Annotated in this window: 25 protein-coding genes; 11 read left to right on the forward strand and 14 right to left on the reverse strand. The window is 59.9% G+C overall.

The annotated features are described in order from the left end of the window. Nucleotides 1-53: 53 nt before the first annotated feature. From HF949_RS04600 to HF949_RS04635, 8 genes are all read left to right on the forward strand, one after another. The gene (locus HF949_RS04600; RefSeq protein ID WP_292898531.1) at nt 54-689 is read left to right on the forward strand and encodes an RNA-binding protein; all 636 of its coding nucleotides are present in this window, start codon (nt 54-56) and stop codon (nt 687-689) included. Further along, nucleotides 686-3,271, forward strand: coding sequence for a translation initiation factor IF-2 (gene infB, locus HF949_RS04605; RefSeq protein WP_292898532.1), 2,586 nt, complete (start codon nt 686-688; stop codon nt 3,269-3,271). The genes HF949_RS04600 and infB overlap by 4 nt, the downstream gene beginning before the upstream one ends. A gap of 137 nt (nt 3,272-3,408) precedes the next feature. Beyond that, entirely contained in the window at nt 3,409-3,813 is a 405-nt protein-coding gene (rbfA, locus tag HF949_RS04610) for a 30S ribosome-binding factor RbfA (protein WP_292898534.1), read from the forward strand. Then, nucleotides 3,813-4,748 (forward strand): tRNA pseudouridine(55) synthase TruB, encoded by a 936-nt coding sequence (truB, locus tag HF949_RS04615; protein ID WP_292898536.1) that lies wholly within the window; start codon nt 3,813-3,815, stop codon nt 4,746-4,748. Before rbfA ends, truB begins: the two co-directional genes overlap by 1 nt. A gap of 91 nt (nt 4,749-4,839) precedes the next feature. Further along, a complete protein-coding gene (locus tag HF949_RS04620; RefSeq protein ID WP_292898538.1) occupies nt 4,840-6,564 on the forward strand; it encodes a sensor histidine kinase in 1,725 nt (574 codons plus the stop codon). A gap of 158 nt (nt 6,565-6,722) precedes the next feature. Further along, on the forward strand, nt 6,723-6,992 hold the full coding sequence (gene rpsO / locus HF949_RS04625; RefSeq protein WP_007010185.1) for a 30S ribosomal protein S15: 270 nt from the start codon (nt 6,723-6,725) through the stop codon (nt 6,990-6,992). A gap of 307 nt (nt 6,993-7,299) precedes the next feature. Further along, entirely contained in the window at nt 7,300-9,453 is a 2,154-nt protein-coding gene (pnp, locus tag HF949_RS04630) for a polyribonucleotide nucleotidyltransferase (protein ID WP_292898542.1), read from the forward strand. A gap of 74 nt (nt 9,454-9,527) precedes the next feature. Next, entirely contained in the window at nt 9,528-10,541 is a 1,014-nt protein-coding gene (locus tag HF949_RS04635) for a class I SAM-dependent methyltransferase (protein WP_292898544.1), read from the forward strand. Between the two features lie 20 nt (nt 10,542-10,561). Here HF949_RS04635 and fabI read toward each other — a convergent pair whose 3' ends face one another. Genes fabI through fabA form a run of 3 tightly spaced genes read right to left on the reverse strand, consistent with a single transcriptional unit; the run spans nt 10,562 to nt 13,174 of the window. Then, nucleotides 10,562-11,380, reverse strand: a complete 819-nt coding sequence (fabI, locus tag HF949_RS04640; protein WP_292898546.1) for an enoyl-ACP reductase FabI — start codon at nt 11,378-11,380, stop codon at nt 10,562-10,564. Between the two features lie 10 nt (nt 11,381-11,390). Beyond that, nucleotides 11,391-12,611, reverse strand: a complete 1,221-nt coding sequence (fabB, locus tag HF949_RS04645; protein WP_292898547.1) for a beta-ketoacyl-ACP synthase I — start codon at nt 12,609-12,611, stop codon at nt 11,391-11,393. A gap of 50 nt (nt 12,612-12,661) precedes the next feature. Then, nucleotides 12,662-13,174 (reverse strand): 3-hydroxyacyl-[acyl-carrier-protein] dehydratase FabA, encoded by a 513-nt coding sequence (gene fabA, locus HF949_RS04650; protein WP_292898549.1) that lies wholly within the window; start codon nt 13,172-13,174, stop codon nt 12,662-12,664. Nucleotides 13,175-13,437: 263 nt separating this feature from the next. On the opposite strand from fabA, the gene irrA reads away from it, so the two are divergent. Continuing rightward, the gene (gene irrA, locus HF949_RS04655; RefSeq protein ID WP_292898551.1) at nt 13,438-13,866 is read left to right on the forward strand and encodes an iron response transcriptional regulator IrrA; all 429 of its coding nucleotides are present in this window, start codon (nt 13,438-13,440) and stop codon (nt 13,864-13,866) included. Nucleotides 13,867-13,880: 14 nt separating this feature from the next. On the opposite strand, the gene HF949_RS04660 is transcribed toward irrA, so the two are convergent. Further along, nucleotides 13,881-14,435: an SH3 domain-containing protein gene (locus HF949_RS04660; RefSeq protein ID WP_292898553.1), complete on the reverse strand. Its 555-nt coding sequence runs from the start codon at nt 14,433-14,435 to the stop codon at nt 13,881-13,883. Nucleotides 14,436-14,597: 162 nt separating this feature from the next. On the opposite strand from HF949_RS04660, the gene HF949_RS04665 reads away from it, so the two are divergent. Continuing rightward, entirely contained in the window at nt 14,598-15,599 is a 1,002-nt protein-coding gene (locus tag HF949_RS04665) for a 2-hydroxyacid dehydrogenase (RefSeq protein ID WP_292898555.1), read from the forward strand. A 278-nt stretch (nt 15,600-15,877) separates the two neighbouring features. Here the strand turns inward: HF949_RS04665 and HF949_RS04670 are convergent, their stop codons facing one another. The 10 genes from HF949_RS04670 to HF949_RS04715 form a co-directional block, all read right to left on the reverse strand. Further along, nucleotides 15,878-16,648 carry a molybdopterin-synthase adenylyltransferase MoeB gene (locus tag HF949_RS04670; protein ID WP_292898556.1) on the reverse strand — a complete coding sequence of 257 codons (771 nt, stop codon included), beginning with the start codon at nt 16,646-16,648 and terminating at the stop codon, nt 15,878-15,880. A gap of 119 nt (nt 16,649-16,767) precedes the next feature. Beyond that, entirely contained in the window at nt 16,768-17,937 is a 1,170-nt protein-coding gene (recF, locus tag HF949_RS04675) for a DNA replication/repair protein RecF (RefSeq protein WP_292898558.1), read from the reverse strand. 22 nt (nt 17,938-17,959) lie between these two features. After that, nucleotides 17,960-19,078, reverse strand: coding sequence for a DNA polymerase III subunit beta (gene dnaN, locus HF949_RS04680; protein WP_292898560.1), 1,119 nt, complete (start codon nt 19,076-19,078; stop codon nt 17,960-17,962). Between the two features lie 287 nt (nt 19,079-19,365). Next, a complete protein-coding gene (gene dnaA / locus HF949_RS04685; RefSeq protein ID WP_441338400.1) occupies nt 19,366-20,802 on the reverse strand; it encodes a chromosomal replication initiator protein DnaA in 1,437 nt (478 codons plus the stop codon). 970 nt (nt 20,803-21,772) lie between these two features. Beyond that, entirely contained in the window at nt 21,773-22,039 is a 267-nt protein-coding gene (gene rpsT / locus HF949_RS04690) for a 30S ribosomal protein S20 (RefSeq protein WP_292898564.1), read from the reverse strand. A 163-nt stretch (nt 22,040-22,202) separates the two neighbouring features. Further along, nucleotides 22,203-22,976, reverse strand: a complete 774-nt coding sequence (locus HF949_RS04695; protein ID WP_292898566.1) for an enoyl-CoA hydratase — start codon at nt 22,974-22,976, stop codon at nt 22,203-22,205. Nucleotides 22,977-23,008: 32 nt separating this feature from the next. Then, nucleotides 23,009-23,902: a bifunctional DNA-formamidopyrimidine glycosylase/DNA-(apurinic or apyrimidinic site) lyase gene (mutM, locus tag HF949_RS04700; RefSeq protein ID WP_292898568.1), complete on the reverse strand. Its 894-nt coding sequence runs from the start codon at nt 23,900-23,902 to the stop codon at nt 23,009-23,011. Between the two features lie 370 nt (nt 23,903-24,272). Then, entirely contained in the window at nt 24,273-24,905 is a 633-nt protein-coding gene (locus HF949_RS04705) for a TadE/TadG family type IV pilus assembly protein (protein WP_292898570.1), read from the reverse strand. Nucleotides 24,906-24,937: 32 nt separating this feature from the next. Beyond that, complete coding sequence (locus HF949_RS04710; RefSeq protein WP_292898572.1) at nt 24,938-25,486, reverse strand: TadE/TadG family type IV pilus assembly protein; 549 nt, start codon at nt 25,484-25,486, stop codon at nt 24,938-24,940. Nucleotides 25,487-25,642: 156 nt separating this feature from the next. Beyond that, on the reverse strand, nt 25,643-26,083 hold the full coding sequence (locus HF949_RS04715) for a pilus assembly protein N-terminal domain-containing protein (RefSeq protein WP_292898574.1): 441 nt from the start codon (nt 26,081-26,083) through the stop codon (nt 25,643-25,645). Between the two features lie 312 nt (nt 26,084-26,395). Here HF949_RS04715 and HF949_RS04720 point away from each other — a divergent pair, with 312 nt between their 5' ends. Further along, complete coding sequence (locus tag HF949_RS04720) at nt 26,396-26,566, forward strand: Flp family type IVb pilin (RefSeq protein ID WP_223019311.1); 171 nt, start codon at nt 26,396-26,398, stop codon at nt 26,564-26,566. Nucleotides 26,567-26,623: the final 57 nt, after the last annotated feature.

The following is a 26,623-nucleotide window of genomic DNA, read 5'->3' on the forward strand; positions in this document are numbered from 1 at the left end:
GAGCTGCGTGATGGCATGCGGCAGCAGGATGCTCTGGAGTTGTTGTGGACGATATGAACGATCGCACATGCATTGTCTCGCGCAAGGCGCGGCCCGCGGAGGACCTGATCCGGTTCGTCGCGGGACCGGACGGCATGGTCGTACCCGATCTGAAGCGGAAACTCCCCGGGCGCGGTTGCTGGGTCACGGCTGACCGGGTCCATGTCGACAGGGCTGCGGAGAAAAACCTCTTCGCCCGCGCCCTGAAAACATCGGTCACGCCACCTGACAATCTGGGCGGACTGGTCGATGATTTGCTTTCAAAAGCCGCTCTGGGCGCTCTTGGGCTTGCGCGAAAGGCCGGAGCCGTGGCATTGGGTGCTGCGAAGGTCGAGGCATCGGTGCGCAGCGGCAAGGCCTATGGTGTGCTGCACGCTCGTGAAGCCTCGCAGGACGGGGTGCGCAAGATCACGGCCGCTCGTCATGCAGTGGCCCATCTGGGCGGACCAGCTATCCCGGCATACAAACTCTTTTCCGAAGAAGAAATGAGTTTGGCATTGGGGGCGACAAATGTGATACATGCTGCCGTGTTCGGGCGGGACGCGGGCAAGGCGGCGCTGAAACGCGTTAGTGCGCTCGAAGCTTTTCGAGGCGAATGCGCGGACAAACCGGCAGCGGTTGCAATGGGCACCGCAGAGGATGTGGAATGACGGATACGAAAACCGGTGACGACAAGACGCTGAGCGTCGAAACGAAGAAGACGCTGACGCTGAAGCGGCCCTCCGTTGAGCAGGGCACCGTGCGGCAGAACTTCTCGCATGGACGCTCCAAGTCTGTCGTTGTCGAAACGAAGAAGCGCAAGTTCTCGCGGCCCGATGAGCGCCCTGAGACGACACCTGCGCCTGCGCCGGCCCCCGCAGCGGCGAAGCCGAAACCTGCAGCGCCTCAGCCCGCGCCGCAGCGTCAGCGCGAACGTCCGCGCCCGGCGTCGGGCGGCAATCGATCTGGTGTGGTCCTCAATGCGCTCTCCAAGGACGAGATTGAGGCACGCCGCCGCGCATTACAGGATTCCAAGGTGCGCGAGGCGGAAGAACGCAAGCGCGCTGAAGAAGAGGCAAAGCGCCGCGCAGAGGAAGAAGCGCGCCGCGAGCGCGAGCGTGAAGAATCCGCTCGCCGCCAGGCCGAGGAAGAAGCGCGCCTGAAAGCGGAAGCCGAAGCTCGCCGCCAGGCGGAAGAAGAGGCACGTCGCCGCACACCGGCACCGGCTGAAATCAAACCGGAACCCGAAGTGGATGTGGACGATGAGGGACGCTCGAAGAGCAAGGGTGCGCCGGTCAAGCGCGCCGCTCCCAAGGCCGAGGTTCCGCGCCCGGCAGCCAAGCCTCGTGGAGATGAACAGCGTCGCCGCGGCAAGCTGACCCTCAATCGCGCACTTTCCGACGATGGCGAGACGCGCGGGCGTTCGCTGTCTTCGATGCGCCGTCGTCAGGAGAAGTTCAAGCGTGCGCAGCACCAGGAACCGCGTGAGAAGATCTCCCGTGAAGTGGTGCTTCCTGAAACGATCACCATTCAGGAACTCGCTCAACGCATGACCGAGCGCGCCGTGGACGTGATCAAGTTTTTCATGAAGCAGGGCCAGATGCTGAAGCCCGGCGACGTGATCGATGCGGATACAGCCGAACTGGTGGCCGAGGAATTCGGTCACACCGTCAAGCGCGTTGCTGAATCCGACGTCGAAGATGGCCTCTTCAATGTTGAGGACAAGGCGGAGGATCTGAAGTCGCGTCCGCCTGTCGTCACGATCATGGGTCATGTCGATCACGGCAAGACTTCGCTGCTCGATGCCATTCGCCAGGCAAATGTGGTCTCTGGCGAAGCCGGTGGCATCACACAGCATATCGGTGCTTACCAGGTCGAGCAGGGTGGCCAGACAATCACCTTCATCGATACCCCTGGTCACGCTGCCTTCACGGCCATGCGTGCACGCGGCGCTGAAGCGACCGACATTGCCATTCTCGTTGTCGCAGCTGATGACAGCGTGATGCCGCAGACCATCGAGTCCATCAACCACGCCAAGGCGGCGGGTGTTCCGATCATTGTCGCGATCAACAAGGTCGACAAGCCGGAAGCCGACCCGAGCAAGGTTCGCACCGAACTCCTTCAGCATGAAGTGTTCGTTGAATCCATGGGCGGTGAGGTGCTCGACGTCGAGGTTTCCGCCGTCAAGGGAACCAATCTCGACAAGCTTCTGGACGCGATCCTGCTGCAAGCCGAGGTGCTGGAGCTCAAAGCCAACCCGGACCGTTCTGCAGAAGGCGTCGTCATCGAGGCCAAGCTCGACCGCGGCCGCGGTTCGGTTGCCACGGTTCTGGTGCAGGCTGGTACGCTTCGCACCGGCGACATCATCGTGGCCGGCAATGAATGGGGCCGTGTTCGCGCGCTCGTGAATGATCGCGGCGACCAGTTGAAGGAGGCTCCGCCCTCCATGCCTGTCGAGATTCTCGGTCTTCAGGGCACCCCGCTGGCCGGCGACCGTATCGCGGTTGTCGAAAGTGAGGCGCGTGCTCGCGAGATTTCCGAGTACCGTCAGCGGTTGGCCCGGGAGAAATCCGTTGCTCGCCAGGCGGGTCAGCGTGGCTCGCTCGAGCAGATGATGTCGCAGCTCCAGGATTCAGGCCTGAAGGAGTTCCCGCTCATCGTGAAGGGCGACGTACAGGGGTCGATCGAGGCCATTGCCGGTGCTCTGGACAAGCTGGGTACCGACGAGGTCCGCGCGCGGATTGTCCATTCCGGCGCTGGCGCGATCACGGAGAGCGACGTTTCGCTCGCCGAGACTTCCGAGGCGGCGATCATCGGCTTCAACGTGCGTGCCAACAAGCAGGCCCGTGATGCGGCCGAGGCTGCCGGCATCGAGATCCGCTACTACAACATCATCTACGATCTCGTGGATGACATTAAAGCGGCCATGTCGGGCCTCCTTTCGCCGGAACGCCGCGAGACTTTCCTCGGCAACGCCGAAATTCTCGAGGTCTTCAACGTATCCAAGGTCGGCAAGGTCGCCGGCTGCCGGGTCACCGAGGGCAAGGTCGAGCGTGGTGCCGGTGTGCGCCTCATTCGCGATAGCGTGGTGATCCACGAAGGTAAGCTGAAGACGCTCAAGCGCTTCAAGGACGAAGTGTCCGAAGTGCCGGCCGGTCAGGAATGTGGTATGGCGTTCGAGAACTACGAAGACATTCGCCCCGGCGATGTCATCGAGGCCTATCGCGTCGAAATGGTCACACGCACGCTTTAGTGCACGCACGTCCTGGTTTCACGGGATGGGGCATCACATGCCTCATCCCGCATACCGGCGCCAGACGCTCCAATTTCCTTGATTTGCCGATATCCGCGATGCGGATACAATAGGGTTTTCCCGCAAGAAGGTGCTTCATGCCGTCTTCCGCCCCCTCTCAGCGCCAGCTTCGCGTCGGCGAGCAGGTGCGTCATGCAATTGCGCAGGCTCTCCAGCGCGGCGATGTGAGTGACGATGCGCTCGCAAACACCGTTGTGTCGGTGTCCGAAGTGCGAATGTCACCGGATCTGAAGATCGCAACCGCCTATGTCTCGCCACTCGGTGCCGCCGATAAGGAGGCAGTTGCTGCGGCGCTCAACCGTCATGCGCGTTTCATCCGCGGGCGGATCACGCCTGCTCTGCGTCAGATGAAGTACATGCCGGAACTGCGCTTCCGGGTGGACGACAGTTTTGAGAATTTCAACAAGATCGACCGACTCCTGAAATCTCCGGAAGTTGCCCGGGACCTGATGGATGACGATCAGAACGAAGGTGATGATTGATGGCGCGGCGCGGCAAGCGGAAGGGACGCCGTATCAATGGCTGGCTGATCCTCGACAAGCCGGCGGGAATGGGATCGACCAATGCGGTTTCAAAGATCAAATGGCTGTTCAATGCGGAGAAGGCGGGCCATGCCGGCACGCTCGACCCACTCGCCTCGGGGATGTTGCCGATTGCACTGGGAGATGCGACGAAAACCGTACCATTCGTGATGGATGGCGCGAAGGTTTATCGTTTCAAGGTGGCATGGGGCGAGGAACGCGCCACCGATGACCTGGAAGGCCCGGTGACAAAAAGCTCCGACGAGCGTCCCACAGAAGAAGCCGTTCGCGCTCTCCTGCCGAACTACACCGGCATCATCATGCAGACACCACCGCAATTCTCTGCCATCAAAATCGATGGCGAACGCGCCTATGATCTTGCACGCGAGGGCGAAACGGTCGAGATCGCCGCGCGTGAAATCGAGGTTGGGCGGCTCGATCTGGTATCTTTCACGCCCGATGAAGCGCTGTTCGAGATCGAGTGTGGCAAGGGCACCTATGTACGCAGCATCGCCCGGGACATGGGGCGCGACCTGGGTTGCTTTGGTCACATCGCCGAGTTGCGACGCACGGAAGTTTATCCCTTTCTTCCCGCGCAGCTTGTGGAACTCTCTACGTTGGAAGATGCGGCAAAAGAGGGAGACCGTGAGGCTGGCGATTTCGCGGCGCTCGACGAGTATCTTCTCAACATCGCCACCGCTCTCGAAGGTTTGCCCGAGGTGCCTGTGACTGACGATGCTGCGACCCGCATCCGTCTGGGTAATCCCGTGATCGTGCGCGGCCGTGATGCCCCCGTGGAAGCACCGGAGGCCTGGGCCAGCGCGCGCGGGCGTCTGGTGGCACTTGGGGCGGTCGAGGCCGGCATGTTCAAACCCAAACGGGTTTTCGCTGCATAAAATAATAAGGTGGTGATTTCCTGCGATCGGCGAGGCAACCCTTGGCCGTTTCGTGCATTATGTACGAGATGATCAACGGGACGGGTACTGAATGCAAGCGAGAGATGATGCGCTTTCGGGAACGTGGTCAGAGCGCATAAGGGCTTTCGCATCGGGCCCGAAGTCTATTGGCTTTTTTCTGTTTTTGCTGATCGCGGTGACCGTTATCCCCGCGATAGGTGTTTCTGTTGTTTTGCTTCAGCGAAACAATGAAGCGCAGCGCGAGGTCGTAACGACGCTTGCTGAAGCCATGGCCGGCTCGATCGCCGAGGCCGTGGACCGCGAATTGAGCGGTATGGCGACAACCCTGCGCGTGCTTTCGACAACCCCTTCGCTTTCCAGTGGCGACATGAAGGATTTCTACGACCGGGCGAGGCTCGCCCTCGCCGGAAGTGGCTCCTACCTGCGCGTGCTCGACGAGAATTACAGGCTGCTGATCAATACGGGGGTCCCGTATGGCGAACCGTTGGCCCCTCAAAAGGAGCCGGAGACGGCCAGGGTGGCGCTGGAGGGAGGAGTAACCATCACTTCGGGCGTGTTCTTCGGCCAGCTGGACGGGAAGTGGAGCTTCAAGGTCGTCAAGCCGTACTTCCCGGAGAATGGCCCACCTCGCCTCCTCGTCATGACCCGCAACGCGGATTCGCTGGTCGATGTTCTGTCTCAGCAGATGCTTCGCGGAGGCTGGAATGCTTCGGTCGTTGACAAGAACAACATTGTCGTCGCGTCGTCCCTGATGACATCGGACGTTGGAAAGCCCTTCTTTCTGGATCTCGAGGGGACCGGCATCTATCATGAGGCCGAGCCGGCTGAAGAACGCGAAGGCGGTACCTACACCACGATCGTCGATGAATCCGGTGTCAGTGGCTGGAAGGCTGTGGTCTGGGCTTCGACTGCGACGATAGAAGAGCCAATGCGCCATTCATTGCGCATGCTGCTTGCCGGAGGCCTCCTCGTGATCGCCATTGGCGCTTTTGCGGCCTGGTTGCTCGGTCGGCAGATTGCTGGTCCTGTCCGCCGTCTCGCACGCGATGCCCGTCGGCTGGGTGCCGGAGAGCCGGTTCATGCAATTGAATATCCGATCGCAGAGGTCGCGACCGTGTCGACCGCTCTGGCAGAAGCGGCGCTTGATCGCGAACAGGCGGAGAATGAAATCCGCCTTCTGATGCGTGAAGTTGCGCATCGCTCGAAAAACCAGCTTACGGTCGTGTCGTCGATGGCGAAGCAAACCGCTCGCAGTTCAAGGACTTTTGCGGGGTTCCAGGATGCGTTTCAGAAACGCCTGCACGGTCTTGCGCGCTCGACAGATCTGTTGATTGCCGGCGGCGCAGCAGGCGTGGAACTGCGTGAATTGCTGGCGGCACAAGTTGATCCTTTCCGGCCCGATGGTGCTGAGCGTTTCAAGATGAGCGGTCCCAAGTTTCGGCTGGCCAATCAGCCCGCGCAGACAATCGGCCTCGCCGTACACGAACTGGCAACCAACGCGTCCAAATACGGTGCGTTTTCCAGCGATAGCGGCAGTCTTGAGATTTCCTGGAAGATCAAGGACGATATGTTGACCCTGACGTGGCGGGAGTATGTGGTAAAGGGCCGTCGGCGCAATGTTCGTCGGCGCGGGTTCGGTACCGAGATCATCGAACGCATGGTCGGCGGCACGCTTGATGCCGAGATATCCCGTGTCTTCCACCGTGATGGGCTGGAATGCGTGTTCAAGGTCCCAGTCGACAGGCTTGTGCCGGATTTTCAGAAAAACGCCATGGGTGAGGAAGAGACCGGCTGACGGGCACAAGGTGGGGAATGTTTGGGCTGGTAATTCCATGCGTTTTCGCTTATATGCCGGCCATCATTGCGCTTTGAATGCGCTTTGTTGCATGGCCCCGGCTGGACGACATCCCGGCTGAGGGCGTCCCTTTTCCCCAAATTCGAGAAAGGAAGCCGATGTCGGTTACTGCAGAGCGCAAACAGGATTTGCTGAAAGAATTTGCCACCGCCCAGGGCGATACCGGTTCTCCGGAAGTCCAGGTCGCTATTCTGACCGAGCGGATCAAGAACCTCACCGAGCACTTCAAGGACCACAAGAAGGACAACCACTCCCGTCGTGGCCTCCTGAAGCTCGTCTCCCAGCGTCGCCGTCTTCTGGACTATCTGAAGAAGAAGGACGAAGGCCGCTACAAGACGCTGATCGAGAAGCTCGGACTGCGGCGCTAAGCTGATTTGGCCGGCGGATACCAACGGGTGTCCGCCGGTCTCATTTGGGCATGCGGTGTGTCCGTGTGCCCGACGGCTCGGGTAAGGTGCGAAAGTGAAAGCGGTTCCGCCGCCATCCCGCACCGGATTGCCGGATGCCGGGGCCCCATGGGCAGGTCATGGGGCAGGATTGCAGGATGCTTGCGGCCGCAGCGGCCGACCAGGAGCCTCCCGTTGTCTTGCCCGTGGCTCGTCCGACAAATGAAGCCAGACCGAAGGGGAAACGCCGCCAGACAATGGCGCGCCCTTCGGCGTAAAAGGACAAGATATGTTTAAAGACCACAAAGTTGAGATCGAATGGGGTGGGCGTCCGCTGACCCTCGAAACCGGCAAGATCGCCCGTCAGGCTGACGGTGCGGTTCTGGCGACCTATGGCGAGACGGTGGTTCTGGCCACGGTTGTTTCTGCCAAAGAGCCGAAGGCTGGTTTCGATTTCTTTCCGCTGACCGTCAACTACCAGGAAAAGACCTTTGCTGCCGGCAAGATCCCTGGTGGCTATTTCAAGCGCGAGGGGCGTCCGAGCGAGAAGGAAACACTGGTTTCCCGTCTGATCGACCGTCCGATCCGCCCGCTCTTCGTCGATGGCTACAAGAACGATACCCAGGTGATTGCCACGGTGCTCCAGCACGATCTGGAGAATGATCCGGACATCGTTGCCATGGTCGCTGTTTCCGCGGCGTTGACGCTTTCAGGTGTGCCCTTCATGGGCCCGATCGGCGCTGCACGCGTTGGCTATATCAATGGCGAATACATCCTGAACCCGCATGTCGACGAGATGGAAGAGACCAGGCTCGACCTCGTTGTTGCCGGTACCGGCGATGCCGTTCTCATGGTTGAATCGGAAGCTCAGGAACTCCCCGAGGACGTGATGCTCGGTGCGGTCATGTTCGGTCACAAGGGCTTCCAGCCGGTGATCGACGCGATCATCAAACTCGCTGAAGTTGCTGCCAAGGAGCCGCGCGAGTTCACGCCGCCGGATCTCTCCGAGCTGGAAGGCGAGATGTTGAAGATCGTCGAGAACGAGCTTCGTGAAGCGTACAAGATCACCGACAAGCAGCAGCGTTACGACGCCGTGGACGCTGCCAAAGCCAAGGTGAAAGAGGCCCTGCTGCCCGAGGGCGAAGAAGAGACCAAATGGTCGGCCGAGCAGGTCAACACCGTCTTCAAGAGCCTTCAGGCCAAGATTGTCCGTTGGAACATTCTTGACACCGGTGGCCGTATTGATGGCCGTGATCTCAAGACGGTTCGTCCGATCGTCGCCGAGGCCGGGATCTTGCCGCGCACCCACGGCTCCGCGCTTTTCACGCGTGGTGAGACACAGGCGCTTGTGGTTGCCACGCTCGGCACCGGCGAAGACGAGCAGTATATCGACTCGCTTACCGGCACCTACAAGGAGACATTCCTCCTTCACTACAATTTCCCGCCCTATTCCGTGGGCGAGACGGGCCGCATGGGGTCGCCCGGCCGCCGCGAGATCGGTCATGGCAAGCTCGCATGGCGTGCTATCCACCCGATGCTGCCGGCCGCGGACCAGTTCCCCTATACGCTGCGCGTCGTCTCCGAGGTGACCGAGTCCAACGGTTCGTCATCCATGGCGACCGTCTGCGGCACCTCGCTTGCTCTCATGGATGCTGGTGTACCGCTGGCCAAGCCGGTTGCCGGCATTGCCATGGGGCTGATCAAGGAAGATGAGCGCTTTGCCGTTCTGTCCGACATTCTGGGTGACGAGGATCATCTCGGCGACATGGACTTCAAGGTCGCCGGCACGGATGAAGGCATCACCTCCCTCCAGATGGACATCAAGATCGACGGCATCACCGAGGAGATCATGCAGATCGCCCTCGATCAGGCCAGGGACGGTCGCCTGCACATTCTCTCCGAAATGGCCAAGGCTCTTTCGGAGAGCCGCGGCGAGCTGGGCGAGTTCGCCCCGCGCATCGAGGTCATGCAGATCCCGACTGACAAGATCCGCGACGTGATCGGCTCCGGCGGCAAGGTGATCCGCGAGATCGTCGAGAAGACCGGCGCCAAGATCAACATCGAGGACGATGGCACGGTTAAGATTGCTTCGTCCAACGCCAAGGAAATCGAGGCCGCGAAGAAGTGGATCCACTCCATCACGGCAGAGCCGGAAGTGGGCGAGATCTACGAAGGAACGGTTGTGAAGACCGCCGATTTCGGCGCCTTCGTGAATTTCTTCGGTCCGCGCGACGGTCTGGTGCATATCTCGCAGCTCGCTCAGGAGCGCGTCGGCAAGACCACCGATGTCGTCAAGGAAGGCGACAAGGTGTTCGTGAAGCTGATGGGCTTCGATGAGCGCGGCAAGGTTCGTCTCTCCATGAAGGTCGTCGACCAGGAGACCGGCGAAGAGATCGTGCAGGAAAAGAAAAAGAAGGAAGAAGCCGAGGACGCCGAAGGCTGATCCCGCTCCCCTTCTGAATATCAAGCGGGCGCGTGCCTTCATGGCCGCGCCCGTTTTCACATCCGGAACCCGACATGAACGACACGCCGCTACCCACACTCCTCTTCCCCTTCGAGCGCGGGCTCATCGATCCGCCGGGCGAGGGGGAGCGTGTGCTTTTCCTCGGCGCGCCGGGAGCGTTGCATCTTCCTTCCGATTTTGCCGGTGACATGACAGCCGTCCAGGGCTATCGACCCGACTTTCTTGCTCTCCAGAGGGCAGGCGTCCCGGTCCTTCCCGAGGCGGAAGGAAAGGGCTACGACATGGCGCTCGTGCTGCTTGGCAGGCACCGGCGTGAGAACGAGCAGAGGCTGGCCGAAGCGCTGAAGCGAACCCGACCGGGCGCCTGCATTGTGGCCGCCTGCACCAAGAAGGACGGTGGCGGCAGCGTGCGCAAGCGCGTGGGCAACCTGATTGACCTCGAGGATCATGCTTCGAAATATCACGGTGTCGTATTGTGGCTGCGCCGCCCGGATACCGTGGACACAGTTCTTGGTGTACTCGAAGCTTGGGAAAGTAGGACGGACGGCTATACCACCGCAGCCGGTGGCTTCTCCGATGATGGCATCGACCCGGGCTCGGCTTTGCTGGTCGAGTGCCTGCCGGACAATCTATCGGGCGCGCTTGCCGATTTTGCCGCCGGCTGGGGCTATCTTTCTGTAGCAGCTTCCGAGCGTGTAACGGGCGTGAAGAGCATCGATCTTTACGAGGCGCATCACGCCTCGCTGGAGGCGGCCCGGCGCAACATGGCCGCCAGAGCACCGCAGATGCCGGCGCGCTTCTTCTGGCATGATCTTTTGGGGGAGCCGGTGAACGAGCGCTATGACGTGATCCTGATGAACCCGCCATTCCATCGCAGCCGCGCTGCGGAGCCGGATATGGGGCATGGCATGATCGCAGCGGCGGCAAAGGCGCTCAAGCCACGCGGGCGGCTCTTCCTTGTTGCCAACAGGCAGCTCCCCTATGAAGAGAGCCTTGAAAAGCATTTCGCGGCACAGGGTGAGCTGCGCCGCGACAAAGTGTTCAAGGTTCTATGGGCCCGGAAGTAGCGGGGCCCATCTGATCGATCTCAGTCGTCGCCGGTTGCAGCGCTCAGGCGCTTCAGCTCTTCCATGGTGGGCATGGAAACCGTGTTGTAGCCCGAATCCACATAGTGGATCTCGCCGGTCACGCCGGACGACAGATCCGAAAGCAGATACAGCGCGGAGCCGCCGATTTCGTCGATCACCACGGTGCGCCGCAGCGGAGCATTACGCTGCTGATAGGAGAACATGTAGCGCGCATCGGAGATGCCCGCGCCGGCGAGCGTGCGCACGGGGCCGGCTGAAATCGCGTTGACGCGGATGTTACGCGGACCGTAATCGCTCGCCAGATAGCGCACGCTTGCCTCAAGGCCAGCCTTGGCCACGCCCATCACGTTGTAGTTGGGCATGACGCGGGTGGAACCGGCATAGGTCAGCGTCAGCATCTGCCCGCCATTTTCCATCAGCTCCGCCGCCTTGCGGGCAACCTCCGTGAAGGAGTAGCAGGAGATCACCATGGTGCGCACGAAGTTCTCGCGCGTGGTGTTGGCATAAAGGCCCTTCAGCTCATTGCGGTCGGAAAAGCCGATCGCGTGAACGATGAAGTCGAGTGAACCCCACTCTTCCTTCAGCCCATCGAAGACGGAATTGATGGAACTGCTGTCTTCCACGTCGCACGGGAAGAGCAGTTTGGAGTTCACCTTCTCGGCCAGCGGCTTCACGCGGCGGCCAAAAGCATCGCCCTGATAGGTGAATGCCAGCTCTGCGCCGTGCTCGGAAAGCTTTTTGGCAATGCCCCAGGCAATCGAGTGATCGTTGGCGACCCCCATGATGAGGCCGCGCTTCCCTTTCATCAAACCGTCCATGGACCCTATTTCACCCTGCGTAACGCTGGAAAACGAGCGTGGCGTTGGTGCCGCCGAAGCCGAAGGAGTTGGAAAGCACCGTATCGATCTTTGCATTGTCGATCCGGCTGCGAACGATCGGCGCGCCCTCGAACTCGGGATCGAGCTCTGTGATATGGGCGCTTTCGCCGATGAAGCCTTCCTGCATCATCAGGATCGAATAGATCGATTCCTGCGCGCCTGCACCGCCAAGCGAGTGGCCAGTCAGCGACTTGGTTGAAGCGATGTGCGGCATTTTATCGCCGAATACCTGCCGGATGGCGTCGATTTCGCGGGAATCGCCCACCGGCGTCGCCGTTCCGTGTGTGTTGATGTAGTCGACATCGCCGGTCACTGTGGAGAGCGCCTGCTTCATGCAGCGCACAGCGCCTTCGCCCGAGGGAGCCACCATGTCGAAACCGTCGGAGGTAGCGCCATAGCCGGTCAGCTCGGCATAGATCTTCGCGCCGCGCGCCTTGGCATGCTCCAGCTCTTCCAGAACCAGAACGCCAGCGCCGCCGGCGATGACGAAGCCGTCACGTGTCGCGTCATAGGCGCGCGAGGCGGTGGCCGGCGTGTCGTTGTGCTTGGAAGACATCGCGCCCATGGCGTCGAAGAGGTTCGACATGGTCCAGTCGAGATCCTCATGGCCGCCGGCGAACATGATGTCCTGCTTGCCCCACTGGATCATCTCCGCCGCATTGCCGATGCAGTGTGCGGAAGTCGAGCAGGCCGACGAGATTGAGTAGTTCACGCCGTGGATCTTGAACCAGGTGGCGAGCGTCGCCGAAGCCGTGGAAGACATGGCCTTCGGCACGGCGAACGGTCCGATGCGCTTGGGCGAGCCCTTTTCGATGGTCGTCTGCGCCGCTTCAAAGATGGTGCGGGTGGAGGGGCCGCCGGAACCCATGATGATGCCGGTGCGCTCGTTGGTGATGTCGCCTTCCTCGAGGCCGGAGTCGGCGATCGCCTGCTCCATGGCCACATGGTTCCACGCCCCCCCCTTTGAAAGGAAGCGCATGGCGCGACGGTCCACGACTTCTGCGGGATCGAGCGTTGGTGCGCCCCAGACCTGACAACGAAAACCATGCTCGGCGAAATCTTCCGAAAACGAAATGCCCGATTTCGCTTCACGCAGTGAGGCGGTGACCTCCTTCGCGTTATTGCCAATCGAGGAAACGATGCCGAGGCCGGTAACGACGACGCGTCTCATGATGCTCTCCTTGGGCCACCTCAGGCGGCCGCCAGTCAATTGGTTGAAACTCAGGCTTCCTGCTTGGCCAGCCCGACACGGAGGTCCGTGGCAGTGTAAATCTGCTCTCCGTCAGCCTTCAGCCAGCCATCGGCCGTGCCTAGAACGAGGCGGCCCTTCATGACGCGCTTGAAGTCTACGCCGTATTCGACAACCTTCGTCTCCGGCGTCACCATACCCTTGAACTTCACTTCCCCGGTCGAAAGCGCCATGCCTTTTCCGGGAAGGCCGAGCCAGCCAAGGTAGAAGCCGGTCAACTGCCAGAGGGCATCAAGGCCGAGGCAGCCCGGCATGATCGGGTTGCCGGGGAAATGGCAGGGAAAGAACCAGTGGTCAGGCTTGATCGCGAATTCGGCACGAACATAACCTTTGCCGAACTCACCGCCTTCTTCCTGAATATCGGTGATGCGATCGAACATCAGCATGGGTGGAGCGGGCAACTGCGCATTGCCGGGGCCGAAAAGCTCACCCTGCGCGCAGGCCAGAAGGTCTTCGTAATCGTAGCTGTTTTTCGTTTGCGCCATCAATCGCCATCCCGTCGGAGGTCCGGATTGCTCCGGAGCCGTACTTTTCATTGTTCGAACTCCCTATCACAGCTTGTTTCTTGCTGGAAACCGCAGTTGTGGGAATTTGCGCTGCCTCTTTTGGCTGCCCCCGGAAATCTGCTGCCGAAAACCGGCGCTATTGATCGCTTTGAATGGAGCGAATATATGTCAGGAAGGAACGACTGCAGCGAGAGTCCCGCCGTGGGTCGGGATTCGGGCAACAGGAAAGACGGACGGATTCATTGTCGATCTCTAATGAAGCGCAGAACATTTCGCTCGAAGAGCGATTGAGGAATGCGGGCCTGCGTCCCACGCGCCAGCGTGTGGCTCTGGCCGATCTTCTGTTCGCTGCCGGTGATCGTCACGTCTCCGCTGAAGCACTGCACGAGGAAGCTCAGAATGCGGGCTTCTCTGTCTCGCTTGCCACCGTTTACAACACGCTGCATCAATTCACTGAGGCCGGCATGTTGCGCATCGTTCAGGTAGAGGGCGCGCGCACCTATTTCGACACCAATGTCTCGGATCATCATCACTTCTTTTATGAAGACGATGAAACGGTGTTTGATATCCCCTCAGGCCAAGTCGAGGTTCGCCACCTTCCGGAACCGCCAGAGGGCACGGAAATCGCCAATGTGGATATCGTGGTGAGGTTGCGCCGCAAGCGCCACTGAAACGGGTTTCGCCGCTAGTCCTTCACGGTCTCGCCCGGATATGCGCCCCAGATGAGCGATTGGTCTACCCAGCCGGAATGGCCTGCAAACTCCATTTCGCACCAGTCTCCATTGCAGGCCTTGATCGAGCCGATGGCACCGGGCTCGACACGAGCGACAAGGCGGGCATCCTCGCGGGGATCGGCTTTGAGTTCGATGTCGGCCTCTTTGCCCTTGAACCATGGAGCCGCGATCCCGGTACGCCGCCCGGAAAGAAGGGCCTGGTTGATCCAGCCTTCTGCCCCTTCGGCATCGCGTACCCGCCGCCAGTTATCATACTCCTGAATGATCTCCATCGGCAGACCGGATTTCAGATACATCCAGTTGACGGCGTAGTTGAGCCCCGGGCCGATGCGCATGTTCACGCGGCTTGATTTCAGGCTGACGAAACGCGGCAATGGAAGGCCGCTCGGGCCCACCTTCACATTCTGTTCGGTGTTTGCCTGCGCCTGTGTGGAAATCGGCATTGCGGTCAGCATTGCAGCGAGGAAGGTGGCAAACAGCAAGCGGAATGGCGCCTTGGCCGGCATTACAAACTCCCGGTAACCTTGTTCTGGCGGAACGAGCTCTTCCACCCTTTTTCTTTGTCTTGGCGGCCCCCGCTTGATAGAGAGAAGGCAGCCTGGCTCGGCATTGCAGTGTCGTGCATCTTGGTTAAAGAGGTATCAACAGGGCGTTATTTTGGAGACCATATGACCGTCAGGAAGAAGCCTCTCGTCGTTATCACCCGCAAACTGCCGGACCAGGTCGAAACGCGTATGCGCGAACTTTTCGATGCGCGTCTCAATCTCGACGATAAGCGCATGACGCAGCCCGAACTCGTTGCAGCGGTCAAGGAAGCTGACGTTCTTGTTCCCACAATCACCGATCGCATTGATGCCGCGCTTATCGCCCAGGCCGGCGAGCGATTGAAGCTCATCGCCAATTTCGGCAATGGCGTGGACAATATCGACGTCGCAGCGGCAGCCAGGAAGGGCATCACCGTCACCAACACGCCCAACGTGCTCAACGAAGACACTGCCGACATGACCATGGCGCTGATGCTTGCTGTGCCGCGGCGTCTCACGGAAGGTGCGGAACTCTTGCGCAGCGGCGAGAAATGGGGCGGATGGTCGCCCACCTGGATGCTGGGCCACCGTATCTGGGGCAAGCGTCTCGGCATTGTCGGCATGGGCCGCGTGGGAACTGCGGTCGCGCGGCGCGCCAAGGCCTTCGGTCTCTCGATCCACTACCACAATCGTCAGCGTGTTGCGCCTTCCATCGAAGATGAACTGGAAGCGACATACTGGGACAGCCTCGACCAGATGCTTGCCCGCATGGACATCATCTCCGTCAATTGCCCTTCGACACCCGCCACCTTTCATCTCTTGTCCGCGCGACGGCTGGAGCTCATGCAGCCGCGTGCCTACCTTGTAAACACCGCGCGCGGAGACGTCGTGGACGAGGATGCGCTGATCCGGCTGATAGAGGAAGGCAAACTCGCAGGCGCAGGGCTCGACGTGTTCGAGCACGAGCCTTCGGTTAATCCCAAACTCCTGAAACTTGCCCAGAAAAACAGGATCGTCATCCTGCCGCATATGGGATCGGCCACCATTGAGGGCCGCATCGACATGGGAGAGAAGGTGATCATCAATATCCGCACCCTCTTCGACGGCCACCGGCCACCGGATCGCGTTCTGCCCAGAAACGTATGATTGCCTCATCGGTTGGCTGATCGCGTGGCACGCATGATCCGGCGGCAGCTGTGTTGTGCGTGGTTCGACAAGCTCACCATGAGGGATGGTTGCGTCTGGCAGGGGCCGTTTCAGATACGGCGCTGATGTGCTTTGACGTCAACGCTGTCCTTCTTCCCACCCTTGTCATCTCTCAATGGTGAGCTTGTCGAACCACGCACTCCGTCAATGCAACAGGGCGGCGTGCGCCTTGGTCGCGGCGCGAACCAGGCTCGTCAGCCGCAGGCAAAAACACGCTCTCAGCCAGCGCGCCGCCTGTATTTCACGGTTTCAAAGCGGGCCGCCAGCGCATCATAAAGCAGCAGGCGACCGGTGAGCGGTTCACCAATGCCGGTGATCAGCTTGATGACCTCCATGGCTTCGAGCGTCCCCATCACCCCGGTCAGTGCGCCGACAATGCCCGCTTCCGCGCAGCTGGGCACTAGCCCGGTTGGTGGTGGCGCGGGAAAGAGGTCCCGGTAGCCGGGCAGCAGGTTGCCGTCGGCATCGGTTTCGAACGGCTTGAGCACGGTGAGCGACCCGTCGAAGCGGCCAACTGCCGCCGTCACGAGCGGTCGTTCCACCACTTCGCAGGTATCGGCCAGCAGGTAGCGCGTGTCGAAATTGTCCGACCCGTCTACCACCAGATCATAGGCGCTGATGATCCCGGCTGCGTTCTCCGCATCGAGCCTGACCGGGTGCGTTTCGACCGTCACATGCGGATTGATGCGCGCAATGCTCGCCCTGGCGCTCTCCACCTTCGAAAGCCCGACCCCGTCGGTATCATGGATCACCTGTCTCTGCAGGTTGGAAAGCGAGACGATATCGTCGTCGATGACGCCCAGCGTACCGATGCCAGCGGCAGCAAGATAGGCGAGAACCGGAGCGCCCAGCCCGCCGGCACCAATCACCAGAACACGGGCTTTCTTCAGCTTCTGTTGCCCTGCTCCACCGATTTCCGGCAGCACGATATGGCGGGCATAGCGTTCGAGTTCGCTCTCGGAAAGGGGGAGGGGTGTCATCTCGGCCATGGCGCGACCTTAGAGCATCGGTGGGAAATGTGGAGCCCGGTGTTTGGCCATTCTGGTACTCGACCGAAGAATCATATGGCTCGATCGACCTGGAAAGGTGAGGTTTGGCGAGAGGGCTTTCAATCTTGTCCGTGGACGGCGCCACCTGAGACAGACAGAAACTGGGCGCGGCCCTCAAGCGCCGAGAAGAGGTTGGCTTCCGTGCCTGTCATGAAGGCCTGACAGTTGAGCTCTTCGAGGATAGCGAAGAGTGCTGCCCGCCGGTCTGGGTCGAAATGCGCGGAAATCTCGTCCAGAAGCAGAATGGGCGCGCTTCCCGAGAGCTCGCCGGTCAGTCGTGCGTGGGCCAGTATCAGCCCCACCAGAAGCGCCTTCTGCTCGCCCGTAGAGCAGCGCGCAGCCGGCATGTCCTTTGGTACATGCCGGACCACCAGGTCACTGCGATGCGGACCCTCTAGCGTGCGCCCGGCTGCGCGGTCGCGCGGTCGCTGATCGCGCAACACGGCACGGAAACCTTCCTCGACGTCTATGGCTGCATTTTTTGCTATTGCCTCGTCGATGGTCCCCTCCAGCGCAATCTCGGCGGTGGGAAACGGACCGTTCTCAGGCAGTCGATCATTCATGGCTGCGAGGAGGCGCACCATCTCGGCGCGTGCGGCGGCGATCGCCACTCCGGTTTCGGCCATCTGCATTTCAATGGCCTCGAACCAGCTGCCATCGCGAGAATTTTCCGAAAGCAGCCGGTTGCGCGCGCGCATTGCCTTTTCATAGTCGAGCGCGCGGCGGCCATGCGCCGGGTCGATGGCAAGCACCAGGCGATCGAGAAAGCGCCGGCGATCGCCTGCAGGCCCCGTGAAAAGCGCATCCATGGCCGGTGTCAGCCACAGGACTCGAACCCATTCGAGCATGGCATCTACGGTGCGTGCGTTCTCTCCGTTGATGCGGAGGCGACGGCCACCTGTTTCCGTGCCCGGCTGCAAGCCGGCAGTTCCCGTTCCGATCTCGCATTCACCGAATGGGCCTTCGAGTTTTGCATGGATGGCAAAGCCCGTTTCCCCGCCTTCGCGCGCCACGTCGTCAAGCGTGGCGCGCCGTAATCCGCGGCCTGGTGACAGAAAGGAAACCGCCTCGAGCAGGTTTGTCTTGCCCGCACCGTTTTCGCCGGTCAGCACAACGGCTCCCGGAGAGAGATCCAGCGCCAGGGAATGGTAATTGCGAAAGTCGGTGAGGCTCAGCCTGGTAACACGAACCTGGGCTGCGGCCTGTCTGCCGGGTGTCTGGTGGGCCAAGGGAAAGCCAGGGCGGCGCGCTCTAGACGCGCATCGGCATCAGAACGTAGAGTGTGCTTTCGTCGCCTTCGTCTTGCACGAGGGTGGGCGATCCGGCATCAGCCAGCAGAAAGCGCGCCTCACTGCCCGATAGCTGGGCCGCCACATCCAGAAGATAGCGGGCATTGAAGCCGATCTCGATCGGATCTGCCTCATATTCGGCAGCGAGCTCTTCGGTGGCGGAACCCGAATCCGGGTTGTTCACCGTCAGTGTCACCTGGCCTTCGGCGATGCTGAGCTTCACGGCCCGCCCACGTTCCGATGAAATGGTCGACACGCGGTCGACAGCCGACGCGAAAGTCTGACGGTCAATCACCAGCTTCTTGTCGTTGCCGGTGGGTATGACACGCTGATAATCGGGGAAAGTGCCATCGATTAGCTTCGAGGTCAGGATGACGCTGCCGATGGTGAACCGGATCTTCGTGTCGGAAAGCTCGACGGTGACGGCCACATCCGGATCGTCAACCAGTTTCTGCAGCTCACCGACGGTCTTGCGCGGAATGATGATGCCGGGCATGCCCTCAGACCCCGCCGGTGCCTCCATTTCGGCGCGGGCAAGACGGTGCCCGTCGGTTGCTACGGAGCGCAGTTTGAGCTCGCCGTCGGCCTCGATCGTGTGCAGGAAGATGCCGTTGAGGTAATAGCGCGTCTCCTCGGTGGAGATTGCGAACTGGGTCTTCTCGATCAGCCCTTTCAGAGCTTCTGAATCGAGTCGGAAGATGTGGGAGAAATTTCCCGCCGAAAGCTCCGGAAAGTCGGACTGCGGCAGGCACTGGAGACGGAAGCTCGAGCGCCCCGCCACGACGGACATGGCGTTGCCGTCCTCATCGGTCTTCAGCATCACTTCTGCGCCATCGGGCAGCTTGCGCACGATGTCGTAAAGCAGGTGTGCGGGTACGGTCGTGGCGCCGGCCTGTTCGATGCTTGCACCCGCGGCCTCTGTCACTTCCAGGTCAAGGTCGGTTGCCTTCATCTGCAGGCTGGCGCCGTCCGCGCTCAGAAGCACGTTGGAAAGAATCGGAATCGTGTTGCGGCGTTCCACCACGCGGTGAACATGGTTCAATGACTTCAGGAGGGTGGAGCGTTCGAGAATAACACGCATGACCAATCAATCTCACTTGAATGAAGAAAAGCCCTGCAAACATGGCGCATGTTCAGGACAGCCGTGAACAGGCTTCGATTTCCGTCAAAATGACAGGAAATCGACAAGAAACGCAAGCCTTTCACGGCGTTACGTCCCGGTTCCACCGGGTTTTTGGGGAAAACAGGCGCCCCGATGGGAAGCAGGACGGGATGGCGACACAAAAAGACCGGCGAACTTGCCGCCGGTCTCTCAAAATCGCGCGTTCAGAGGTTCTGGCAACAAGGGATGCCGCAGCCTTGATCGCCTTAGGCCTGATCGCTGATGAGGCGTTTCAACAGCTCGATTTCCTGCGCGAGCTGCCTGTCATCATCGGTTAGCCCCTCGATCTTGCGCACCGCATGCAGCACCGTGGTGTGATCGCGCCCGCCGAAGCGACGCCCGATCTCCGGCAGGGAGCGTGGGGTCATGACCTTTGAAAGATACATGGCCACCTGCCGTGGCTTGACGATGGTGCGTGTGCGGCGGTTCGAAAGCAGCTCCGTCTTGGACACGTTGTAATGTCGCGCAACGATCCGCTGAATGTCCTCGATGCGGACCCGCTTGGGTTCTCCGGCGCGGCAGACATGGCCGAGTATCTCGTCGATCCGGTCTATGGTGATCTGCGGCTCGAAGGAATGACGGAAGAGCAGTTGATTGAATGCGCCCTCCAGTTCGCGACCGCTGCCGGTCACCGAGCGCGCCACATGCACGAGAATCTCTTCAGGAATTTCGAGCGAGCTATCCTCTGCCTGGGCGCTTGCAAGGCGCTGCTTGAGGATCGATAGCCGCATGGCGAAATCCGGCGCACCGATCTCAAGCGAAACGCCTCCATTGAGGCGCGACTTCACACGCGGCTCAAGCGATTCCAGTTCTGAAGGCGGGCGATCGGCCGCGACCACCACCTGCCGGGCGCTGTCGAGCAACATGTTGAGCAGATGGCAGAACTCGTTCTGGATGGACTTGCCCTGCAGGAACTGCATGTCATCGATGATGAGGAGGTCGATGTCGCGCAGTTGCTCCTTCAGGGTCAGAGCGTTGTTGTCGCGGATCGCCGTGGCGAAGCGCCACATGAAATACTCTGCAGTCAGATAGACGACGCGGGCCTGTGGCTTGCGGCGCAGCGACTCCGCAGCAATGGCCTGCAGCATGTGCGTCTTGCCCAGTCCGACCGAGGCATGAAGAAAAAGCGGATTGAAGCGAATTGCATTGGAATCCGACTCAGCCACCGTCCGTGCTGCGGCGCATGCGACACGGTTGGATGCCCCTTCAATCAGGGAATCGAACGTGTAGCGGCTGTCGAGCGGCGAGCCCAGAATGTTCGAACGCCCGTCCGTCTCGGGCATTTTTGCCGGATTTGCACGAGCAGATGGGTTGCCGGCGAGTGTGCCGGAAGCGAGCGCCGTTTGCGGCCGGCTCGTCACCTTGCGAGCAGCTGCCGACTTGCTTTCCTGTGTGGTCCGCACATTGCGTGTAGCGGTCCGCACCACGATCTCCACTTTCAGGGTGTCGGGCGCTTCCTGCTTCCACAGCTCGGTAATGAGGTCGAGATAGTGACCGTTGATCCAGGAGCGCAGAAATGCCGTAGGAACAGAAATCCGGACACAGCCCTTGGATGCTTCCATTAGCTTCATGCGGCCGAACCAGCTGGAGTAGACCTCGCTTCCCAGACGCGCACGCAGCTGCGTTTTCACGCGCTCGAAGATTGCATCGGATGGCCCCGCCTTGCTGTCGTTCTTTTTCGTCTCTGCTGTCTCTTTGCCTTCCTGCTGAGACATTTGCTCCTGAAAAGAAAATCCCCCCGTCGTTTCCCTTTCCGCGCCGCTTTGCATTCCTCGTGTCCCTGTCGTTTTGAGTGGTGTTTTTACGGATGGGTCCGCGCCTTCAGGCGATTTACCCCTACCCGATCCGTTTTTTTATGATGATTGTATGTCCGCCTGGCCTCTGCCTAAAAAATCTCCTTCGCTCTCTACAGCGCTAAGGTCGCTGTTGAAATACAATATTTCAATCACCGGTTGCTTTTCTTTTCCGGCGACGATGCCGCTCTTGCTCGTCTGACTTCGGCGCGAACGCGCCTCCACTGGGTCCCCGACAAACGAGCTGGCGAGGCTCCTTCGAGAGCGCACGAAAACCCCGCGCGGAAGAGAAAACCGCGTCGCAATGAGTGCCGATTTGGGCTTAAGTCGCCGGGCTTTTTCCTGCCCTCTCGATGGCCTGACATTACCGAAATCCTTGTGGAAAGGGCAAGGGCAAGGCTGCCGCTTTTTTCTCGAATCTGGTCTTGTGCGAAATTCAAAAATCGGTATCGCCAACGGGGCGGCTGGATAAGCCTTTTGGATTCAAAAGCCTTTTCCAGATAAACGCACTTCATGTGCGCATCGAAAAAAAATCATAAAAAAACGCTTGACATTTCCGCGTGCTTTCGGCGTCGACCGTGACATGAGCAACCTGTGGATAAACATTTGTAACTACATGAAAAATATAAGGAATATCGATCGGTGTACTAATTAACGCCCTGCTTATGTGACGAAAATAATACGATTCTCAAACACTTACGGTCGCACATCAAAAAAGGCCGCCCTGCAACAACACAGGGTTGTCGCCAGCCGGCCTTCTGAAGGGCAAAGAAAAACCCGGCTGTATGGCCGGGTTCTTCGAAACGTCTGGTGAGGCGTATTACGCGCCAAGCGCCTTTACGCGCTGGGCAAGGCGCGAGACCTTGCGGGATGCCGTGTTGCGATGCAGCACGCCCTTGCCGGCGGCGCGCATCAGCTCTGGCTGAGCTGCCTTGAACGCGCTCTCCGCTGCTTCCTTGTCGCCGGAGGCCAGAGCTTCTTCGACCTTGCGAACGAAGCTGCGCACACGCGAGCGACGGTTCTTGTTAACCGCAGTGCGGCGAGCAATCTTGCGCACCGCCTTCTTGGCCGAAGTCGTGTTGGCCATGTTTCCTCTCTTGTCTCTACAGATCCTGCCGCGATAAATGCCTCGCGGGCGCAAAACAAAAAGGGCAGCCGCAGGGCCACCACAGTCGTGGCGGCTTATAGTGGAGCTTTCGGACAACGTCAACGCCTATTGGCGTCTATCCGTCTGCTTCCCTCCAGGGCCGTCACCGATTTTTGAAATTGGCGGAGCGTTTCTCTGTAAATGCCGCCATGCCTTCCTTCTGATCGTCCAGCGCGAACATTGCATGGAACACCCGCCGCTCGAAACGCAGACCCTCGGCGAGAGTGGTTTCGTAGGAGCGGTTCACAGCCTCCTTGGTCATCATCACTGCCGGTAGAGAGAACCCGGCGATGGTTTCCGCTGCCTTCAGGGCTTCCTCAATCAGTTCTCCGGGGGGCACCACCCTTGAGACCAGGCCGGAACGTTCGGCTTCCTCTGCCTCCATGAAGCGGCCCGTCAGGCACATGTCCATGGCTTTCGACTTGCCCACGAAGCGGGTCAAACGCTGCGACCCCCCCATACCCGGCATAACTCCAAGCGTGATCTCGGGCTGGCCGAATTTCGCGTTCTCTGCGGCAATGATGAAGTCGCACATCATCGCCAGCTCGCAGCCTCCGCCGAGCGCATATCCCGCAACTGCGGCGATGATCGGCTTGCGCACGCGTGTCAGACCCTCCCATCCTGCGAAGAGGTCTTCCATATAGGCGTCAACATAGGATTTTGATGCCATTTCCTTGATGTCGGCGCCGGCAGCGAAAGCTTTTTCCGACCCGGTGATGACGATGGCGCCGATCCGGGGGTTCTCGTCGAAAGCCGCCAGTGCAGTGACCACCTCGTCAAGGACCTTGGAATTGAGCGCGTTCAGCGCCTTCGGCCGGTTCAGCGTGATCAGCCCGACGCGTTCCCGCGTTTCAACCAGAATCGTCTCATATGCCATGATCTGAATTCCTCTCCGTTGTTCGTGAATTGCTAACGCTGGCAGGTCGGACAATAAAAGGTCGACCGCCCGCTCTGCACAATGCGGCGAACGGTGCCGTCGCATTCATCATGAGCGCATGATTGTCCCTCGCGGCCGTATACCTTGAAGGAATGCTGGAAATAGCCCAGAGACCCGTCCGCTCTCACGTAGTCCCGCAGTGATGACCCGCCTGCCGCGATTGCCTCGGCGATAACGGCTCGGATCGAGACCGCCAGTCGTTCGCATCGTTCGGACGGTCCGCGCCGGGCAACGATCGTGTCGGCGCTGCGCTTCGGTGAGAGCCCTGCGCGCCACAACGCTTCGCAAACATAGATGTTGCCAAGCCCGGCGATCACCCTCTGATCCAGCAAAACGGCCTTCAGAGGCGCTCGCTTCCCACGCAGACGCTCGGCGAGCAACTCACCGTCGAGAGTGTTTCCAGTTGGTTCGATGCCGAGTGTGGCCAAAAGTGGATGGCTGTCCAGAGGCCCCTCGTCATGCAGAAGCATGAAACCGAACCGACGCGGATCATTGTAGACGACGCGAAGACTGCGCCCGTCGCCCGCCGTCAGGTGAAAGACCGCATGATCGTGCTTCTCCGCTTTGGAGCGCGGGTGATGAAACTCGCCAGGGGTGTGTTCCGTGCTGTCATCCTCATCAACACGAAATGAGCCTGACATTCCCAGATGGCACAACACCACCTCGGAGGTTTCCAGATGGATGAGGAGGTACTTTGCGCGCCGGCCAAGCGCGATGATCTCCTGTCCGCGAAGCCGTTCGGCGAACCCTCTGGGAAAAGGGAACCGCAGATCCGGACGCCGCAACTCCATGGAATCGATCTGCGCTCCCTCCATGATCGGCTGCAGTCCTCGGCGGACGGTTTCGACCTCGGGCAGTTCAGGCATGTCGGGAATGCTCACTAGGGAAAGGTTTGCCATGGGGCAGGGCGGGAACGGGCAGATGCTCCCGGATATGGGAAACCGAGCTGGGCCGGCGAGCGGCTATCGGTTTACCGTCGAGGCCTTTCCGGTCGTCCGGGGAAAGTCTTTCGCCGAAAAATTCCCTTACGAAAAGGAATGCGCGCACCATATCCAATCACCGTTGCTACCCTTCGCCAAAGACATAGAGCATTTTACGATGCGGTGGAATCACCCGATCTCACCATAGATGCGGACAAACCGGGAGAAAGAACGTTCCGTATGCATTCTTCGGATAGAAGGCGTGCTGGATTGCCCCTGGGTCGGGCTTTGAGCCTGTGCGCGGCCTCGTAGCCTGTCAGCAATCGTCGCAGGGGATGGTGCTGCTCATGCGCGGGCGCAGGTAGAACCGTTCGCTCATCTGCAGATTGTCAAGGCCCGCCATGGCCGTAAGGCCGGTGGATTTAGCGCCATCCTTCGACCAGGTAAGAATGGGCTTGTAGCCGAGCGCTGCGGTGGCGCGGATATAGAACGCCCCTTTGATGTTCAGTTCGGCGGGCAGCGTGGTGGTGCTGCCTTTGGGAAGGCCGGGGGAAGCCGTCCCATTTTTCAACTCGCGCGACCAGACCACCTTGATCTTCGGAGTTGTCTCGTCCGTAACCTCGATCGCGGTAAGTGTCATCGTCGGCATCGACCGATTGTAGGGCTTCATGATGGCGCTGCCGATCTTCATGACGGCATCGACCTCACTCGCGGTGATCGAAGGCTGCTGCGCTACAAGGTCACCTGCCATGTTGGCAGCACGACTGAGCTTCTTGTTGACGTCGATCGCCTGACCGAACTCCAAAGTCAGAAAGTACATCGCAAAAAGGATGGGCGCGATGATGGCGAACTCGATCGCAGCCACGCCCCGCCTGTTGCGCGCAAAGTCCCCTAGAGTGGACAAGAAGCCGGCTTTCACGGCGGTCGGTTTGTTTTGATCGATTGTCATTGCCTGGTCCCCCAACGACCTATTGCCAACAGTTAGAACGGCTCGTTTTGCCAGGTGTTTGATGAGAAAAGCAGAAGCTTGCCGTCAGGAAGCCGGTCCGCCAGCAGGTTTGTGAGCACCGGCCAGCGGTAGTAAACACGCATCATGTTCTTCGTCAGTGCGGGGCCCAGATCGGTTTTCGTATCGATACTTCCGTCGTCATTGAAGCCGAGGCTCGACTTGGCCGCGTCTTCGAAAGTGTCGAACTGCCGCAGATCGACCTCAAGGCCGGGACAGGTCTCCGACATTAGTATGGACATGCGGTCGCATAGCAGATCGCGCAGCTTCGTCTCGTTCAATTCACTGCTGCGCACCTGTCCGGTACGGAATAATCGCGCAACGTCGTCCGTTGCGTTCGCAAGCAGTTGTTGTGCCGCAAAGCCGATGCAGGCCTCCAGAATCACAAAGATCAGAAAGAAGAACGGAAGACCGAGAAAGGCGACCTCGATGGCCGCCACGCCCTCCTGGTTCTTGATGAACCGGCCCAGCACGCGGCGCCGGTTCGGCGCGCGGCACGCTTTGCCTTTTGTCTGATCGTCCATAACTGGCCCCTGAAGTGTGCGTTGTCAGGGAGGACTATAACCAGCCCCGGTTGCATTCCGGTTTTGACTGCAGGTCAAATTGCGGGGTTTTGGTTTACGCTTTGCAAACCTTGTTCGGCCTGTTCGAGCGCCGCCAGCCCCGCGTTCTCGCATGACTTACTGGTTGGCGCTGATCTCGGCTTCCGAGGCCCGCTCCGCATCAGTCTTGTATGAGCTCTCGCAGTAAGGCGTACAGGAAAGCGTCTGGACGTTCGCGCGGCGGTAAATGCGTACGGAACTGGCGGACTGCCGGCTGACCATGATCTGTTCATCGACTATGGGTTGGCCGTCAATGTCGAGGACGACGAGATTGGTGACACCAAACCCCTTGCCCGTGAGAACGATCGTCGTGGCGTCCTGTACGGCCGCGTCAGCGATCTCGGGGTTGCCGATAACGATCGTGTCGGCCTCTCGCGCGAGTTTGACGATTTTCGCCTGGTTCATCACGACTTCGATTGCCGCCTCATTTGCCGAGGTGATTCCCGGCAGTGCAACCAGACCGGCGGTCAGGCAGACTGTTTTCAAGGCAGTTCCGGTTTTGGAAAATACGGCGCGCATCACCCTGCTCCCCACGTCAAGCTGAAGAGAGTATGAACCTGATTGGTGAACCAAGGGTTAAGTGCCGGCCGAACAGGTGCGAAGGCGGCAGCATTTCCGATTATATATATAAAGTGTTCTGGCGAACCGCGTGCGGCCCCGTGCTTTATGAACATGTTAACCAACACCCGCGCTTTGAGGCGGCAAGGTTTTGGTAAGGGTGTTTCTTAAGCAGGTTGAAAGAGCTCCCTCGTATGGTCAGGCCATCCGATCAACACAACAAAAAACGTTGACGGTCTTGCTGAACAAAACGCGGAAGAGGAGTTTTCCCAAATGGCTAATCTGTTTGCACGTTTCATGAAAGACGAGTCCGGCGCAACCGCTATCGAGTACGGCCTTCTGGCTGCTCTGATCGCTCTTGGTATCGTTGCTGGCGCCACCGCACTCGGCGGCAAGCTGAGCGACACCTTCCAGGGCATCGCGGACGACCTGCCGGGCAACTAAGAACGTCCGACTGGATTGTTCCAGAGATTGGGGCCGCTTCTCTACTGGAGGAGCGGC

The sequence above is a fragment of the Nitratireductor sp. genome, from assembly GCF_017794765.1.
Taxonomy (GTDB): Bacteria; Pseudomonadota; Alphaproteobacteria; order Rhizobiales; family Rhizobiaceae; genus Nitratireductor.

What these genes read in the sequence shown, in the direction of transcription:
- HF949_RS04600 (WP_292898531.1), top strand. Translation starts at nt 54, where the DNA reads ATGAACGATCGCACATGCATTGTCTCGCGCAAGGCGCGGCCCGCGGAG.
- infB (WP_292898532.1), top strand. Translation starts at nt 686, where the DNA reads ATGACGGATACGAAAACCGGTGACGACAAGACGCTGAGCGTCGAAACG.
- rbfA (WP_292898534.1), top strand. Translation starts at nt 3,409, where the DNA reads ATGCCGTCTTCCGCCCCCTCTCAGCGCCAGCTTCGCGTCGGCGAGCAG.
- truB (WP_292898536.1), top strand. Translation starts at nt 3,813, where the DNA reads ATGGCGCGGCGCGGCAAGCGGAAGGGACGCCGTATCAATGGCTGGCTG.
- HF949_RS04620 (WP_292898538.1), top strand. Translation starts at nt 4,840, where the DNA reads ATGCAAGCGAGAGATGATGCGCTTTCGGGAACGTGGTCAGAGCGCATA.
- rpsO (WP_007010185.1), top strand. Translation starts at nt 6,723, where the DNA reads ATGTCGGTTACTGCAGAGCGCAAACAGGATTTGCTGAAAGAATTTGCC.
- pnp (WP_292898542.1), top strand. Translation starts at nt 7,300, where the DNA reads ATGTTTAAAGACCACAAAGTTGAGATCGAATGGGGTGGGCGTCCGCTG.
- HF949_RS04635 (WP_292898544.1), top strand. Translation starts at nt 9,528, where the DNA reads ATGAACGACACGCCGCTACCCACACTCCTCTTCCCCTTCGAGCGCGGG.
- fabI (WP_292898546.1), bottom strand. Translation starts at nt 11,380, where the DNA reads ATGGACGGTTTGATGAAAGGGAAGCGCGGCCTCATCATGGGGGTCGCC.
- fabB (WP_292898547.1), bottom strand. Translation starts at nt 12,611, where the DNA reads ATGAGACGCGTCGTCGTTACCGGCCTCGGCATCGTTTCCTCGATTGGC.
- fabA (WP_292898549.1), bottom strand. Translation starts at nt 13,174, where the DNA reads ATGGCGCAAACGAAAAACAGCTACGATTACGAAGACCTTCTGGCCTGC.
- HF949_RS04660 (WP_292898553.1), bottom strand. Translation starts at nt 14,435, where the DNA reads ATGCCGGCCAAGGCGCCATTCCGCTTGCTGTTTGCCACCTTCCTCGCT.
- HF949_RS04665 (WP_292898555.1), top strand. Translation starts at nt 14,598, where the DNA reads ATGACCGTCAGGAAGAAGCCTCTCGTCGTTATCACCCGCAAACTGCCG.
- HF949_RS04670 (WP_292898556.1), bottom strand. Translation starts at nt 16,648, where the DNA reads ATGGCCGAGATGACACCCCTCCCCCTTTCCGAGAGCGAACTCGAACGC.
- dnaN (WP_292898560.1), bottom strand. Translation starts at nt 19,078, where the DNA reads ATGCGTGTTATTCTCGAACGCTCCACCCTCCTGAAGTCATTGAACCAT.
- rpsT (WP_292898564.1), bottom strand. Translation starts at nt 22,039, where the DNA reads ATGGCCAACACGACTTCGGCCAAGAAGGCGGTGCGCAAGATTGCTCGC.
- HF949_RS04695 (WP_292898566.1), bottom strand. Translation starts at nt 22,976, where the DNA reads ATGGCATATGAGACGATTCTGGTTGAAACGCGGGAACGCGTCGGGCTG.
- mutM (WP_292898568.1), bottom strand. Translation starts at nt 23,902, where the DNA reads ATGCCTGAACTGCCCGAGGTCGAAACCGTCCGCCGAGGACTGCAGCCG.
- HF949_RS04705 (WP_292898570.1), bottom strand. Translation starts at nt 24,905, where the DNA reads ATGACAATCGATCAAAACAAACCGACCGCCGTGAAAGCCGGCTTCTTG.
- HF949_RS04710 (WP_292898572.1), bottom strand. Translation starts at nt 25,486, where the DNA reads ATGGACGATCAGACAAAAGGCAAAGCGTGCCGCGCGCCGAACCGGCGC.
- HF949_RS04715 (WP_292898574.1), bottom strand. Translation starts at nt 26,083, where the DNA reads ATGCGCGCCGTATTTTCCAAAACCGGAACTGCCTTGAAAACAGTCTGC.
- HF949_RS04720 (WP_223019311.1), top strand. Translation starts at nt 26,396, where the DNA reads ATGGCTAATCTGTTTGCACGTTTCATGAAAGACGAGTCCGGCGCAACC.